This is a genomic window from Labrys sp. KB_33_2, assembly GCF_052114505.1.
In the GTDB taxonomy this organism is placed as follows: domain Bacteria; phylum Pseudomonadota; class Alphaproteobacteria; order Rhizobiales; family Labraceae; genus Labrys.
Genome location: NZ_JBFREW010000006.1, coordinates 39,534 through 54,657 on the forward strand (window position 1 = coordinate 39,534; position 15,124 = coordinate 54,657).

The 15,124-nt window shown below is 61.7% G+C and carries 12 protein-coding genes and 1 tRNA gene; 6 read left to right on the forward strand and 7 right to left on the reverse strand.

Going from position 1 to position 15,124, the window contains the following annotated elements; all coding sequences use genetic code 11:
- Position 1 precedes the first annotated feature (1 nt).
- Both AB4037_RS12460 and AB4037_RS12465 read right to left on the reverse strand, forming a co-directional pair.
- Positions 2 to 661 carry a tetratricopeptide repeat protein gene (locus AB4037_RS12460; protein ID WP_441771726.1) on the reverse strand — a complete coding sequence of 220 codons (660 nt, stop codon included), beginning with the start codon at positions 659 to 661 and terminating at the stop codon, positions 2 to 4.
- A gap of 280 nt (positions 662 to 941) precedes the next feature.
- On the reverse strand, positions 942 to 1,817 hold the full coding sequence (locus AB4037_RS12465; protein ID WP_441771727.1) for a DUF2167 domain-containing protein: 876 nt from the start codon (positions 1,815 to 1,817) through the stop codon (positions 942 to 944).
- Positions 1,818 to 1,996: 179 nt separating this feature from the next.
- Between AB4037_RS12465 and AB4037_RS12470 the strand changes: the two genes are divergently transcribed.
- Positions 1,997 to 3,475 (forward strand): AMP nucleosidase, encoded by a 1,479-nt coding sequence (locus tag AB4037_RS12470; protein WP_434956446.1) that lies wholly within the window; start codon positions 1,997 to 1,999, stop codon positions 3,473 to 3,475.
- A 55-nt stretch (positions 3,476 to 3,530) separates the two neighbouring features.
- On the opposite strand, the gene panB is transcribed toward AB4037_RS12470, so the two are convergent.
- Complete coding sequence (gene panB / locus AB4037_RS12475; RefSeq protein WP_441771728.1) at positions 3,531 to 4,352, reverse strand: 3-methyl-2-oxobutanoate hydroxymethyltransferase; 822 nt, start codon at positions 4,350 to 4,352, stop codon at positions 3,531 to 3,533.
- 586 nt (positions 4,353 to 4,938) lie between these two features.
- On the opposite strand from panB, the gene AB4037_RS12480 reads away from it, so the two are divergent.
- A complete protein-coding gene (locus AB4037_RS12480; protein ID WP_441771729.1) occupies positions 4,939 to 6,360 on the forward strand; it encodes a hypothetical protein in 1,422 nt (473 codons plus the stop codon).
- A 122-nt stretch (positions 6,361 to 6,482) separates the two neighbouring features.
- Here AB4037_RS12480 and AB4037_RS12485 read toward each other — a convergent pair whose 3' ends face one another.
- Positions 6,483 to 7,847, reverse strand: a complete 1,365-nt coding sequence (locus tag AB4037_RS12485) for an Nramp family divalent metal transporter (RefSeq protein WP_441771730.1) — start codon at positions 7,845 to 7,847, stop codon at positions 6,483 to 6,485.
- A 225-nt stretch (positions 7,848 to 8,072) separates the two neighbouring features.
- On the opposite strand from AB4037_RS12485, the gene mntR reads away from it, so the two are divergent.
- The 3 genes from mntR to AB4037_RS12500 all read left to right on the forward strand — a co-directional run bounded on the left by mntR (position 8,073) and on the right by AB4037_RS12500 (position 12,329).
- Positions 8,073 to 8,528 carry a manganese-binding transcriptional regulator MntR gene (mntR, locus tag AB4037_RS12490; protein WP_434956450.1) on the forward strand — a complete coding sequence of 152 codons (456 nt, stop codon included), beginning with the start codon at positions 8,073 to 8,075 and terminating at the stop codon, positions 8,526 to 8,528.
- 4 nt (positions 8,529 to 8,532) lie between these two features.
- Positions 8,533 to 9,309: a hydroxypyruvate isomerase gene (hyi, locus tag AB4037_RS12495; protein WP_441771731.1), complete on the forward strand. Its 777-nt coding sequence runs from the start codon at positions 8,533 to 8,535 to the stop codon at positions 9,307 to 9,309.
- Positions 9,310 to 9,470: 161 nt separating this feature from the next.
- Complete coding sequence (locus AB4037_RS12500; RefSeq protein ID WP_441771732.1) at positions 9,471 to 12,329, forward strand: phosphoenolpyruvate carboxylase; 2,859 nt, start codon at positions 9,471 to 9,473, stop codon at positions 12,327 to 12,329.
- A 96-nt stretch (positions 12,330 to 12,425) separates the two neighbouring features.
- Here AB4037_RS12500 and AB4037_RS12505 read toward each other — a convergent pair whose 3' ends face one another.
- The 3 genes from AB4037_RS12505 to AB4037_RS12515 all read right to left on the reverse strand — a co-directional run bounded on the left by AB4037_RS12505 (position 12,426) and on the right by AB4037_RS12515 (position 13,918).
- On the reverse strand, positions 12,426 to 12,629 hold the full coding sequence (locus AB4037_RS12505) for a heavy-metal-associated domain-containing protein (RefSeq protein ID WP_441771733.1): 204 nt from the start codon (positions 12,627 to 12,629) through the stop codon (positions 12,426 to 12,428).
- Positions 12,630 to 12,718: 89 nt separating this feature from the next.
- On the reverse strand, positions 12,719 to 13,564 hold the full coding sequence (locus tag AB4037_RS12510) for a protein-L-isoaspartate O-methyltransferase family protein (RefSeq protein ID WP_441771734.1): 846 nt from the start codon (positions 13,562 to 13,564) through the stop codon (positions 12,719 to 12,721).
- Positions 13,565 to 13,842: 278 nt separating this feature from the next.
- Positions 13,843 to 13,918, reverse strand: a tRNA-Lys gene (locus AB4037_RS12515).
- Between the two features lie 213 nt (positions 13,919 to 14,131).
- On the opposite strand from AB4037_RS12515, the gene gnd reads away from it, so the two are divergent.
- Positions 14,132 to 15,124, forward strand: a complete 993-nt coding sequence (gene gnd / locus AB4037_RS12520; RefSeq protein ID WP_434956456.1) for a phosphogluconate dehydrogenase (NAD(+)-dependent, decarboxylating) — start codon at positions 14,132 to 14,134, stop codon at positions 15,122 to 15,124.

Below are 15,124 nucleotides of genomic sequence, written 5' to 3' on the forward strand. Positions count from 1 at the left end.
GTCAGGCCTTGGCAGGCTGGTCGGAGGCGATGAGCTGCAACATCAGTTCGGCTCGCTGACGCAGCGCCTGCGGCACATCCTTGTCGGTGATCACGGCCTGATACCATTTGGAGGCATTGGCGAGATCCTTGGCCTTCCAGGCCGCAAGGCCGAGCACTTCGCGCGCCGAATGCCGCCAGGGCTCGTTTGCAGCAGTCAGCGGCTCGATCTTGCCGGCGAGATCCGCATAGGAGGCGGTATCGACCATGAGATAGCCGCCGCGCACTTTGGCAAGGCTCTGCAGCACCGGGCCGAGCGAAGAATCGGCAGCCAGCGCGTCATAGGCCTTGATGCCATCCTCGACCTTGTCGTTGGCAGTCTCCGCCGCCAGACGGAAACGAGCAAGGGTCTGATAGCCGGCGCTTCCGTCCTTCACCAGGGTGCTGAGGGCGGCTGCGGCTTCCTTGGTCTTGCCGCTCTGCGCCAGGGAGATCGCCTGCTGGAAACGGGCTCCGGTCGCTTCCGCCTGCTGCTTTTGGTAATGCTGGTAGGCGACGTAACCCGATACGCCCACGACCACGGCAAGAGCGGCGCCGAGCACGTAGTTGCCATATTTCGACCAGAGCTTCTGCGCCTTTTCGCGGCGCATGTCCTCGCTGACTTCCTGGAAAATATCGGTCATAGACCCGGCTCGTATCCTCTTGAGCAAAGCGCGTCGTGGCAAAAACGCCTTTTGCCCTGAACTCTTTGGTTGGATGCGTCTTTGCGATTCGAGGAGATTCCATCAAATCGCAAAACGCTGTGGTTCGCGCTGGCGCGAGATGTGATTTCGGCGTAGAGGAGCAACCCCCTGCCGTCAAGCAAACAGCGCTCCTAGCCGGCCAAACCGAGATTAAATCTCGGTATTCCGGGGCCTATCAAGCTCAATGATCCTAATCATCGCGCATCACGGGGCCCGGTGGTTATTGTCGCCGCAGCGCTCTCAGCCCGCTGCCGGCGAGAATGGTCAGTACCAGGAGCGCCGCCAGGAGCCACAGCCAGTTCGCCTTGAAATAGGCAAGAACCTTGGCCCTGAGGTCGGGGGAAACAGCGGTTATCAGGTTCGCGAGCGGTCGCGTTTCAACCTGCCCCTTAACCGGGTCCTGGTAACGATTGCCAGCGGAAAACTGCACACTGGCGAGGATCGATTGTGCGATCGGCACATAAGAGGGCACCTCGGCGGCCGGCGAAACCAGCGTCAGCTCGAAATAACCTTCATTGCCGAGCACGTAACCATGAATATTGGCCGTGCCTTCATCCGCTTCGCCGCCTTTTTCCGGACTGATCGCACCCCAGATCAGCGTATGCTGCATCTCGTCATAACGCGGCTTGACCAGCCAATCCTGGACCTCGATCTGAGGCTCACCGCGTTTCTGGCGGGCTGCATTGCCTTCTTCCGTGGCTGTCTTGAGGCTCGCCAGCAGATCGTCGGCGTTCCAGCCACGGGCGTCGGCATCGTCGAAGCGCGCACCGGAGCGATAATCGATGAAGACGACCCAATTCTGTTCGCTGGTCGGCACCAGCATGCCAAGAAGTTTGGGATCGACGGGGTAGCCCGAAGCGGAGGCCCAGGCACCTGCCTCGGGCTGGCGCACGAAACCGGTGCCTTGCGGGAGCTTCAGCGTCGCCCGGTTATCCAGATTTGCCACGGAAGGACCTGATAGCAGCACTTTCTGCATCGCCTCGACCGCCTGCTGCAAGACCTGTGCCTTGCGAAGCCCTTCAGCCTCCTGCGCCACGCCGTAGCCGGGCAGCAGGAAGGCCAAAGTGGCGATAGCGAGCAGATATCTGGCAAACATGGGCAGTCTCCGTTCGACGATGACGCCCTATAGCGCCAAATTCTTTGCAGTCCATGCCTTTACGATCCATGTCACGGCCGGAAATTTCATCGGCGATGCCTTGCGATGTCGTTGCGATGTCACTTGGGCTGAACTAGAAGATTGAAAAGGGAGAGCCGCATTGCGGCTTCGAAATTGGAATGACCACTAAGCCCCGCCGCTTCGACAATGCGAGAGCGGCCGTAGCGGCGATCACGCAGCTTTATGACGCGAACACCACACGCCTGCGGGAAGCCTTCACGGCTTTTACCCGAGGCAAGGATTTTGATCACCGCATTCGCGCCTTTTACCCCTATGTCAGCGTCGACACCCAGAGCCTTCCCACGCTTGATGCGCGCACGCCGTTCGGATTCGTGGCCGATACCGGCGCCTATGCGACGACGCTGACGCGACCGGACATCTTCAGCCGCTATCTGGAGGAGCAGATCGCGCTCCTGCTGCGCAATACCGGTGTCGATGTCGAGGTCGGCGAGAGTTCCACGCCCATCCCGATCCATTTTGCGCTGGGCGAGGACTTTCACGCCGAAAGCGGCCTCGACTATGGGCGCCTTGCCCTGCTGCCGCAGATATTCGATGTGCCCGATCTCACCATCATGGACGATCGGATCGCCAACGGCATCGACGTACGCTCGCCAGACGGTGCCAAGCCGCTGGCGCTATTCACGGCGCCGCGCATCGATCTCTCACTGATGCGCCTGAAGCACTATACGGGCACCTCGGCCCGACATTTCCAGAATTTCGTGATCTTCACCAATTACCAATTCTACATCGATGAGTTCGTGCGGTTGGCCCAGGCCATTCTGGCCAAAGGCGAAGGCGGTTCGCTCGGTTCGGGCTACACCGCCTTCGTCGAACCAGGCAATGTCGTCACCGAACTCGGGGAAGAAAACCAGCAACTCGACGTCACGGGCCACCATCCGCCGCGACTGCCGCAAATGCCGGCCTATCATCTCAAGCGCGCCGACGATTCCGGCATCACCATGATCAATATCGGGGTTGGGCCGTCCAACGCCAAGAACATCTCCGACCATGTCGCGGTGCTCAGGCCGCATGCCTGGCTGATGCTTGGCCATTGCGCGGGCCTGCGCAATTCACAGATGCTGGGCGATTACGTGCTCGCCCATGCCTATCTGCGCCAGGATCAGGTGCTGGACGCGGATTTGCCACGCGAAGTGCCCGTGCCTGCTCTCGCCGAGATCCAGATCGCGATCGAGCGCGCTGTCGGAAGGGTTACGGGTTTGACCGGTTATGACCTCAAGCGGGTCATGCGGACGGGAACGGTTGCCACCGTCGACGACCGCAATTGGGAGCTGCGTCCCTCGACAGTGCAGAATCTGCCCTTCATCCAGAGCCGGGCCATCGCTCTCGACATGGAATCGAGCACCATCGCGGCCAATGGCTTCCGGTTTCGCGTGCCCTACGGCACGCTTCTATGTGTTTCCGACAAGCCGCTGCACGGCCAGCTGAAATTGCCTGGCATGGCGGATTCCTTCTATCGCGAGCGGGTCTCCCAGCACCTGGCTGTCGGCCTGGAGACCATGGCGCTGCTGCGTGAGACGGATAAGCGTCAATTGCATTCCCGCAAGCTGCGCAGCTTCAACGAGGTCGCGTTCCAATGATGGCTTCGTCTGCGCGCTCTTCCGACGAGGAGGGCGCAGACGGGGCCGTCATGCGCTATTTCTTCTTCATGCCATAGGTATGCTCGGCCGCCGGGAAGCTGCGGTCGCGCACGGCATCGGCGTAGCCCTGCACGGCTTCGCGGATCTGATCGCCGAGCGAGCCGAAGCGCTTGACGAATTTCGGAACGCGGTCCGATAGCCCCAGCATGTCCTCGAGCACCAGTACCTGTCCATCGCAGGTCGGGGAAGCCCCGATGCCGATGGTTGGGATCGGGATACTGGCGGAGATCTTGGCGGCGAGCGGCTCGGCGATCGCTTCGAGCACCACCGCAAAGGCGCCCGCGTCGGCGACCAGTTGGGCATCCCGCTCGATCGGGCCCCAGTCCGCCTCTTCGCGGCCCTGCGTCTTGAAGGAGCCGAGGGCCATGATCGATTGCGGGGTCAGTCCGACATGCGCCATCACCGGTACGCCCCGCCCGGTCAGGAAGCGGATGGTCTCGGCCATGCGTTCGCCACCTTCGAGCTTGACGGCACCGCACCCGGTTTCCTTGATGATGCGCACGGCACTGCGAAAGGCCTGTTCCGGTGTTTCCTCATAGGAGCCGAAGGGCATATCGACCACCACCAGCGCATGCGAGGAGCCGCGCATCACCGCCCTGCCCTGAAGGATCATCATCTCCAGCGTCACCGGCAGCGTGGTTTCCATGCCATGCATCACCATGCCCAAACTGTCGCCGACCAGGATGCAGTCGACATAAGGATCGATGATCCGTGTCGTGTGCGTATGGTAGGAGGTCAGCATGACGATCGGCTCTCCTCCCTTCCGCAGGCGAATCTGTGGAGCGGTGACGCGTTGTGACTGATTTTGAACGGACACGAATATTCCTCCTGGGTGTCTGAGGGGACGATGCTGCGGCTCGCCGGCTTGTGTAACTCGCAGGTTGGAAGACCGCGTCGACTCCCTGACAAAACAAGGGCGCAAAACAAAAGCGATTGTCTGAAACTACGCAGATGCAGCATCGCCTGGAGTAAAGCGCGTTTAGACGCAAACGCCTGTTTGCTCCAACTCTTTGGTTCGATGCGTCTTTGCGATTCCTGGCGATTTCACCAAATCGCAAAACGCTTTAGCCAAAGGGCGACATAGCAATTGTCCAAAAGCGTCCGCGCGTAAAGCGGCGGAGAAAAATATTCCAACGCCTGTCCGTGCCCTGTTGTCGCAGCGCAGCATGGCGTTATCTTTCAGCAACCCCGGGGTATCGGCTGGCACCGCATTGCGGCGTCTTAACCATATTCGTGAACTTTTCAGGGCGTTCCATGGCCTCGGGCTGCATCTTCGTTAACAAATGGTTAAAGAATTTGTTTGCGCAGGCACTCTTCCGGAAGCTATCCTTGCCGCTCTCGCGGCTGGATGGCCTTTTTTCACTTCACAGTGGGTGCCCGTGTAGCGTTTGGGTGGGAACGATATGGCTGAACCCCTGAAGAAAGACGAGGCTCTCGCGGCCGCTGTGCGCGAAGCATTTCAGCGCCATATGGAAAATGCGCGCTTGGCTGCCGATGCTTTGAAAGAAAAGCAGGCCACGGCGCAGCGTGCTGCCCCGATACCTGGCCGCGATCCACGGCTGACGGTGCCAACACCGGCCAATGAGGCGGGCGCGGCCGAGGCAAGCATAGTTGCCGAGCCGACCGAAGCCAGACAGACCGAAGCCAGGAAGACCGAGGCTAGGCAGACGGAAGTCAGGCCGGCTGAAGTAAAATTGGCTTCCCCTTCCCTCGATCGCCTGGTGGCGCTGGCGTCACCGCCGAAGGAGCCTGTGCCGCGCCTTGCCGAGGTGCCTCTTCCCGAAGCCGAAGCAAAACCTGCACCGGCGCCCGAGCCTTCTCCTTCTCCTGCTGTCCCGCCAGCGGATCCCGCGCCGGTAATGGACGAAAGCACAGACGATAACGGATTCGATTTCGGCGAAGCGCTTTTCATCGAAATTGCGCCCGAAGCGGAGAAGAAGGAGCAGGCCGAAGCGCCGAAGATGCCGCGCGCGGCGTCCCTGGACACGCCTCCTCCCGAGCGGCCGAATCCCGAGACCGACGAGGCCTTCGAGTTCCGTGGTCCGCCTTCGCGCGAAAGGCCGCGTATGTCGACGGTGAACGTCACGGCCGGACCGCCTCAGGATCTGGACCAGCGGAACAGGGATGGCGCATCCGCGGTACATGCCGCCGCCCCAGCCTCTCTTGCGCCTGCGGTCAAGGAAGAAAACCTGGTGGCGCCCTCATCGGCGCGGAAAACCACACGCTTTGGTGTCAATCCGGCGGCCAATGCCAATGAGACTCGCCTTTCGCGACTGAGCTGGCCAAAGATCAAGGTTCCACCCGCCCTGATAGCTTCTGTGCTGCTGGCCGCGGGTATCGCCGCAGTCGGTGCTTACTTCTGGGCCAATCCGGACAAGCTGCAGTCCCTGGGCAATCTGGTCGCGCCGCCGGCCTCGGCTCCGTCGGAGACGAAAGTTGCCGCGGCGCCAGCCCCGGCTTCGACGCCGGCACCGAGCGCCCCCTCGCCGGCTTCGGTGCCCGCTCCCGCATTGCCCGGCGCGACGCGCAGCGTCAGTACCATCGCCATTACCGTGGATGAGGTCGACCAGGCCGTGCAGTCGGCGCGTGAATTGCTGGCCAGCGGCGACGTGGCTGGTGCCAGGGAAGCTCTCGAGTCCTATCGAAGCGGTACCGATCCGCGGGCATTGTTCGCCTTGGCCGAGACGTATGACCCCGCCATCGTCAAGGATCCCTCGCAGGTGAATGCGGCCCAGGCGAAAGCTTTTTACGAGGCTGCAGCGAAAGCTGGCTCCCGGGACTCGGCCGAGCGTCTCGCTCGCCTCGCCCTGGTTCATGCGAATTGATCTGCTGCTCCAAAAGAGCCTGGCACGTGTCGGCGCAAACAATTACAGCGCCGAGCCCGATTTCGATACCGGGTCCAACGCTGTGGATGCAACTGTAGCAATCCTAGTGCCCTGCGCCGAGCTCAAGTGCCCGTGAAGGTGTCGACCAGCAGCTTGATGTCCAGCACCAGGATCACGCCGGCAATCACCCAGGACAAGGTCGTCAGCCAGACCGGTGTGACGAAGACCCCCATCTTGCGCTTGTCCGAGACGAAGCGAACCAGCGGGATGATCGCGAAGGGCAATTGCATCGACAAGACAACCTGGCTGAGCACCAGCAGCTTGTTGGTGCCCTGATTGCCGTAGAGAGCGGTGACGGCAACCACCGGCACAATGGCGATGCCGCGCGTGATCAGCCGGCGCGCCCAATCGGGAATGCGCAGGTGGAGAAAGCCCTCCATCACGATCTGACCGGCGAGCGTCGCGGTCACCGTCGAATTGACACCGGATGCCAGCAAGGCGACGGCCAGCAGCGTGGAGGCGATGCCGACGCCGAGCATCGGCGACAGCAATTGATAGGCTTGCTCGATCTCCTCGACATCCGTACGGCCATTCTGATGGAACACGGTGGCAGCCGTGATCAGGATGGCCGCATTCACGAACAGGGCCAGCATCAGGGCAATTGTGCTGTCGGTCACCGCCCAGCGAATGGCCGAGCGCTTGCCCTCCTCCGTGCGCTCATAGGCGCGGGTCTGCACGATCGAGGAATGCAGATAGAGATTATGCGGCATCACCGTGGCACCAATGATGCCGATGGCGATGTAGAGGGCTTCAGGATTGGTGACGACCTTGGCCTGCGGCAGGAACCCGCCGAGGATATCGTGGATCGCCGGGGCCGCGAGGATGATCTGGATGACGAAACAGCCGAAGATCACGACCAGCAGCGCGATCACGAAGGCTTCCAACGTCCTGAAGCCGCGCTGCATCAGCATGAGCACCAGGAACACGTCGACGGCCGTGATGATGGCGCCGTAAACCAGGGGAATGCCGAACAGCAGGTTGAGAGCGATGGCCGTGCCGATGACCTCAGCCAGATCGCAGGCGATGATCGCCAGCTCGCAGGCGAGCCAGAGCATGAGATTCACCGGCCGGGAATAGTGATCGCGGCAGGCCTGGGCGAGGTCGCGCCCGGTGACGATGCCGAGTCGCGCCGCCAGGGCCTGCAGCACGATGGCCATCAGATTCGACAGCAGGATCACGCTCAGGAGCGTGTAGCCGAATTTCGAACCACCGGCGATGTCGGTCGCCCAATTGCCTGGGTCCATGTAGCCGACGGACACCATGTAACCCGGGCCGAGAAAGGCCAGAAAGCGACGAAACCACAAACCCGTCTTCGGCACGGGAACGCTGGCGTTCATCGCACCAAGGCTCGGCCGCCTTTCTTCCCCGGGAACCACGCGCCACGCGCCGTTGTCGGCCGGGGCCGTTCCCGCAGCATCCGCACTCATGCCCTTCTCCACCACGAAATTCCATTCTGCATCGCTTCCATGAATATAGCATATGCTATACTCTGAAGATCGGTCAATGGATAAACGCCAAGGCTGTATTTCATCGCTGGCATTGATAAGGCCACGCGGATCGGGCATACCCGCATTTGCAATGCCGCAAACCCGGTCGGCGCCGATTGTTCGATGCCCTGGGACGCACAAAGGAATCAGCTTAGGAGAGCCGGCATGAAACGTTCCGCTGCGCTTTCACCCCCCGAGCCGGGCCTGGTCGACGCCGTCGTGCATGTCGAGAGTTTTAGGCAGGCACGCGAGGCACGCCGCCTCGAACTGATCGAGGACTATGTCGAGCTGATCGCCGACCTGATCAGCGATGGCGGCGAAGCAAGACAGGTCGATATCGCCGCTCGCCTGGGCGTGGCCCAGCCGACCGTCGCCAAAATGCTGAAACGGTTGGCGGACGAAGGTTTCGTGGCTCAGCGCCCCTATCGCGGCGTCTTCCTCACCGAGGCTGGCCAGGCGCTGGCCGAGGCCAGCCGCGAGCGCCATCATATCGTCGAGGCTTTCCTGCTGGCCCTGGGTATCGATGCCGATACCGCCCGGCGCGATGCCGAGGGGATCGAGCACCACGTCAGCAAGGCTACGCTCGACGCCTTTTCGCGTTTCGTCAAAGCCAAAAGCTGAACAAATGCCGCGTTTTGCCGCCAATATCTCGATGCTGTTCAGCGAACTCGATTTCTATGATCGCTTCGAAGCGGCTGCACGGGCAGGTTTTACCGGCGTGGAGTTCCCGTTTCCCTATGATTTCGACAGGCATGAGTTGCGTCGGAGGCTTGACGATAGCGGCCTCGCGCTGGTGCTGCACAATCTGCCGCCTGGGCGCTGGGAAGACGGCGAACGAGGGCTAGCCTGCCTGCCAAACCGCAAGGCGGAGTTTCGCGAGAGCGTTGCCCTGGCTCTGGATCACGCCACGATGCTTGGCTGTGCGCAGGTGAACTGCCTGTCGGGCATCCCGCCGAAGGGAGCCGATCCCGAACTCATCCATGAAACGTTGCTGGACAATCTGCGCTTCGCCGCCGACGAGGCCAGGCGTACGGGCGTCCGCCTGTTGATCGAGGCGATCAACACGATCGATATGCCGGGCTTCTATCTCAAACGGTCACGCCAGGCCCTGGCCATCATCGAGGAGGTCGGTTCGGACAACCTCTATTTTCAGTATGATATCTATCATATGCAGGTGATGGAGGGGGATCTGGCCCGCAACATCGAAAGCCAGCTTCCTCGCATTGCCCATATGCAACTGGCCGACAATCCCGGGCGGCACGAGCCGGGAACAGGCGAGATCAATTATCCCTTCCTGTTCGAACATATCGACCGGATCGGTTATCGGGGGTGGATCGGTGCCGAATACCGGCCGCTGCACGGAACGGTCGAGGGATTGAGCTGGCTGCCGACGCACGCCTGAATGTCGTCTTACCCGGGCAATCGCGACGCAATCGGCATGGTCTCGCCACTGCCGTTGATCGTTTCTTTCATTTTTGCTGTGCCGTCGGCACGATTTTTGCTCGTTTCGAACGCACGGGTGGTTTATGGGACCGCCTGAAAACCTGTCGACCGAGAACCCAGATGGATGCACCTTTGCCGGAGCCTGGACCTGACGACCGTATCGTCGAGCTCGAACGTTTCTGCCGCGACAAGCTCGATAGCGCCCGCGCCAAACTGGTTGACGAGCCTCGTTACAATCCGGTGGCCCAACTGGCCTTCGAGTTGTCTCGCGAGCTCGAAGCCGGGCGGCTGACGAGGGAGGATTTCGAGGCCCTCGCCTTGCGGCTGAGCCAGGAGACCTTCGCTGCGCGCGCGCAAACATTGCGGGATTATGTCGGCCCGCTCGACATGGCAGGCAACCGCGAGAGCCTGCGGCGCGTCGCCGAACATTTGCTCGCAAACGGGCGCCGCGGTGTTTCGAGCGCCTCCCCGCTGGCACGCACCCAGCTTGGTATCGTCTTCACCGGGCATCCGACGTTCCTGCTTTCCAGTGCCAATCGGGCACGTCTGGCGCGAATGGCGTGCGATGGCAAGGCGGCGCTGCCGGATGTACTGATGGCACCGGACAATCCGATCACCTTGCAGGTCGAGCATGGTGCCGCGATGGTCGCCCTGGATGCCGCCAAGACGGCGATCGGCACGTTTGCCCGCATCGCCGCCGAGGTCCTGCGTGAGCGGCGTTCGCCCGAATGGCGTTCGGTTACGGTGGCCTATGCCGGCCTCGGCACGTGGATCGGCTACGATCTCGATGGCCGTACCGATATCCAGTGGATCGATTCCTTCCGTTTCCGGCTCGCCGAAAAGCAGCACCAGATCGATCGTTATCTCAGCGAGGTCCTTCGCATTGCCACCCAGGTTAGTCCGGATTCGCAGACCGCGCAGCGTCTCGAAGAGCTGACTGCGCGGATCGAGCGAACGCGTGCCTGGAACGCTGGCATTCTGGGAGCTTTCAACCAGACGCCGCTCGATCGTCCCGCACTCAGGCATGCGGCCGATCTCCTCACCGCGCGCCATCCGGATGCGGCCACGAGCGTGCGCCCCTATATCGCGTTGATCGACATCGCGATCGCCGACTCACAGCCCGAGATCGCGCTCGACCTCGTCGCTCTGCGCAGCGAAATGCTGACCCTCGGCTTCGGCGTCGGCGAAGTACATATGCGCATCAATGCCACGCAATTGCACAATGCGATGCGCCAGCATCTCGACATCGATTCGGAGGAGAACATCACCTCCCGTTCGATGCTGGAACGCCTGGCGACATTCATTCGCGAGGCCCAGCCGGTTTCCGTCAATTTCGGTTCGCTCGATATCGAGCAGAAGACCGCCCTGCGCCAATTCGTGCTGGCGGCGCAGATCCTCAAGCATGTCGACCGGGATTCGACTATCCGCCTGCTTATCGCCGAATGCGAAGCACCGGCGACGGTGATGGCCGCAGTCTATTTCGCCCGCCTGTTCGGCGTCGAGGACAAGCTCGATGTTTCGCCCTTGTTCGAGACCCCGACGGCGCTGGAAGGCGCGTCGCGCTTCTTCGATGTGCTGTTCGGCATCGAGGAATATCGCCAGGCTGTGCGCCAACGCGGCCGGCTTGCGATCCAGACCGGCTTTTCAGATTCGGGCCGCTTCATGGGCCAGATCACCGCGGCCCTCGCGATCGAGCGCTTGCATGGGCAATTGGCCAGGGCCTGCGAACGCCATCGGCTGACGGATGTCGAGGTTCTGATCTTCGACACGCACGGCGAGTCGGCAGGGCGTGGCGCCCATCAGGGCAATTTCGAGGACCGCGCCTTCTATGTGCTGAGCCCTTGGGCTCGCCGCGAATTCGAGAGCCGGGGCATTGCCCTCAAGCACGAGGTCAGCTTCCAGGGCGGCGACGGCTTCATCTATTTCGAAACACCCGAACTTGCCCTTGCTTCGCTGACTCGCATGCTGGAGGCGGAAGTGGCTTGGCGGGAGCAGCCGGCCAGCGACGATCCCTTCTATTCAAACACGACCTTCTCCTTCGATTTCTTCCGCCGGCTTGCCTCATTTCATAGCAAGTTGCTCGATGATCATGCATATCACCGGGCGCTCGGCTCCTTTGCCCAGGGCCTGCTGAACGATACCGGCTCGCGCAAGTCACGGCGCCAGTTCGACGTGTCAGGCGGCGAGGTGCATCAGGTCCGCCGCATCCGCGCCATTCCCCACAATGCCATCCTGCAGCAACTCGGCCATCCTGCCACGGTGATCGCGGGGTTCGGTACGGCGTTGCGAGGTGACGAGGATCGCTTCATCGACACCTTCGCCAAATCGGACCGGCTGCGCCGTTTGACCTCGCACGTGGTGCATATGAAGCGGCGCTCCAGCATCAAGGCGCTCGCGGCATTCTCGACCTTGTTCGACCGCTCCTTCTGGTCGACGCGTCCCTATGCCGGCGCCGAACCGCATCTGGCCGAGCCCTGCCTGTTCATTACCCAATTGCTGGAAGAGGATGATCGGGCCGCTTCGCTCAATGAGTTGGCGGTGAAGCTGCGGCTCGATGCCATCTCGCTTCATCGCTTGCTCGACCTCGCGGGACAGGATCTGGGCAAGTCGATCTCCGAAAACCGGGAGAGGCTCGACATGCTGCAGGCGGTGCGGCTGGCCCTGCTCCAGCATATCCTGCTGATGGCGGCCCGGGTGCCGAAATTCTCCACGCGCAACGATGTCTCGCGTGAAGACATCATGGAGTTGATCTTCAGCCTGCGCATTCCCGAGGCGGTGACGCTGCTGCGCGACGCCTATCCGGTGAATGGGCTGACCATGGAGGGGTATAGCCTCGCCGAGCCCTTTACCTATCCCGGCGATTCACCCTCGAACTATGCGGCGCTGACGCGCAATCTCATCGATCCGATCGACAGAACCTATCGGACGATTCTTGCCATCGGCACCGCCATTGCCCTTGAGTTCGGGGCTCACGGTTAAATTGCGGAACAAATACGATTCAGTTGGATCGCATTTTCTAGCGTATGGATAAAGGGGCCGGCCATTCCTGGCCGGCCCCTTCTCTGCCCCTGGCAATCAGGCTGGCAACTTCTCGTTCTCGTAACCGGCCTCGGCGATCGCGGCGCGCAATTTCCCTTCGTCGGCGGCACTCGCCACCGTGACTGTCTGCGAGCCTATGTCGATGTCGACGGCTGCGCCGGGGTCGACAGCCTTCAGCGCGCCCGTGATCGTCTTGGCGCAGTGGCCGCAGCTCATTTCCGGTACTTTCAACGTGATCATGTGAGGTCTCCAATCGATGAAGACCTTGTAGGGCTTCCCATCATTGTAAGGTCAAGCACCTTTTTGGAGCTGACATTCACCTCGGGGGATCAGGCGTCGAGCGCGTCCGACGAGAACCAAAGATCGGGGTAGATGGCGATTGCGCTCTCATCCGGCACCCTGACCGAGATTGGCCAAAGCGAGCGCACGGCCAAGGCCTCACGAGGAGACCTCGGCGCACGAATCGTGCGGATCTCGCGCGATGCGCCGACGCAGGGAATGAACCAGGATGGCATCAGCGCCTTGACGGCAAAGCCGGCGGCTTCGGCATCCATCCGCACAGCGAGGCCGATATCCTCGCGCGGACGCCACGGGAAGATCATCCGCCCGCCGGGTTGTAGAGCGGTGAGCCAGGCAAGTGGCGGCGCGACCACGCCCGCATTGACATAGATGAGGTCGGAGGGAGGCACGGCAACACGTGTGGCATCGGCTCGAACCACGTTGACGCCGTCGAATGGCTTAAGGTTGCGCCTTGCCTGTTCGGCGAGGTCCTCCTCGATCTCGAAGGCTGTCACGCGGCCATTGGGCAAGGTCAGCACCGACAGCATGGCCGTATAATAGCCCAACCCTGCCCCGATATGGCTGACTTTCTCTCCTGCCTTGGGAGCCACCGCCCCCAGCCATGCAGCATGCAAAGCGGGTTCGCCGGTATTGATTTGCTTGTCCGCCTTCAGCGCAATCAGCCGATTCTTGTAGAGATGGATCGGGTCCGCACTCGGCGTCTCGACATAGTTCCCATGGCTGGCCATCAGCCAGGGACCGGGCGGCAGGAAGGCTTCGCGTGGCACGAGTTCGAAAGCCCTCTCGATGCGCGGGTCCCCCGATCCGCTCTCCTTCAGCATCGATCTGGCAAAATCGCGGCGTGCCTGTCCTAGCGCCGCCTTCTCATCGGTCATGCCCTGTCCGCCTGCACCATTGCCTGCCGGCGAATCTAGCATTCTTTGAACAGGCCGGCTCGGCCCAGGGCGCGCGCATGCTGAAGATCCGGCGAAACGCGCCTAAACACAGGAAAGTGTCGGAGTGTTACTCATCGGCAGAGCAAAAGAGCCGCACTTGCAGGCGCAACAGGACTGGCTACGGCCACGCCTGACCACGTGATACATGAGCAACAATGCCTACCGTTGACACAGGCTCTCAGCGAAGCAGGCCGCCGACAGGATTTTCAGGGAATTGATGGTGAGCTCGGTGGGATTCGAACCCACGACCCCATGATTAAAAGTCACGTGCTCTACCGACTGAGCTACGAGCTCTCACCAAGCGGGGCATTGCCCCGCAATTGCGGTGTCTCTAAGCGTCATGAGCGGATGGGTCAAGCTGCCATTGTCGCGTGCCATGCAAAAATGGCGCGTCATCCCCTCGTCATGCTCATGAAGTGATGAATACATGCGCTTGCGAGAGCTGAAAACGGTGCTAAGCACGTAACGGACGATAAGCTGCCGGGGGCGGCAAAAGGAGATCAGCCAATGCAATTGGGAATCATCGGTCTGGGCCGCATGGGCGGCAACATCGCCCGCCGCCTGATGAAGAACGGCCACACCACCGTCGTCTATGATCGCGCTCCGCCGGCGGTTCAGGCTTTGGTGGCCGACGGCTCGGTCGCCGCCACCGACCTTGCCGACCTCGTTTCGAAGCTGACGACGCCACGCGCCGTCTGGGTGATGCTGCCGGCGGGTGCCATCACCCAGGGCACCATCGACCAGCTCTCGCGCCTGCTGTCTCCCGGTGACGTGATCATCGACGGCGGCAACACCAATTGGAAGGACGACGTCCGTCGCGGCAAGGAACTGGCGGCCAAGGGGCTCGATTACGTCGATGTCGGCACCTCCGGCGGCGTCTGGGGCCTGGAGCGCGGCTACTGCATGATGATCGGCGGCAAGACCGAAACGATCACGCGTCTTGATCCGATCTTTGCCACGCTGGCGCCTGGCATCGGCAATGTTCCCCGTACGCCCGGCCGCGACAAGCACGATCCGCGGGCGGAGCAAGGCTATATCCATGCCGGCCCCTGCGGCGCCGGGCATTTCGTCAAGATGATCCACAACGGCATCGAATATGGCCTGATGCAGGCTTATGCGGAAGGTTTCGACATCCTGCGTTCGGCTGCCAATGAAGGCAGGGCAGAGGGCGAGACGTTCGACTTCAACATGGCCGATATCGCCGAAGTCTGGCGCCGCGGCAGCGTCGTCACCTCCTGGCTGCTGGACCTGACGGCAACCGCCCTCGCTGCCGACGAGGAGTTGAGCGAATATTCCGGCTTCGTAGAGGATTCGGGCGAAGGACGCTGGACGATCGAGGCTGCCATCGACCAGGCGGTGCCCGCCGAAGTGCTCACCGCTGCTCTCTACACCCGTTTCCGCTCCCGTCAGGAGCACACCTATGCGGAGAAGATCCTCTCCGCCATGCGTAAGGGGTTCGGCGGTCACGTCGAGCCGAAGAATCCCGCGTCCAAGGCTTGA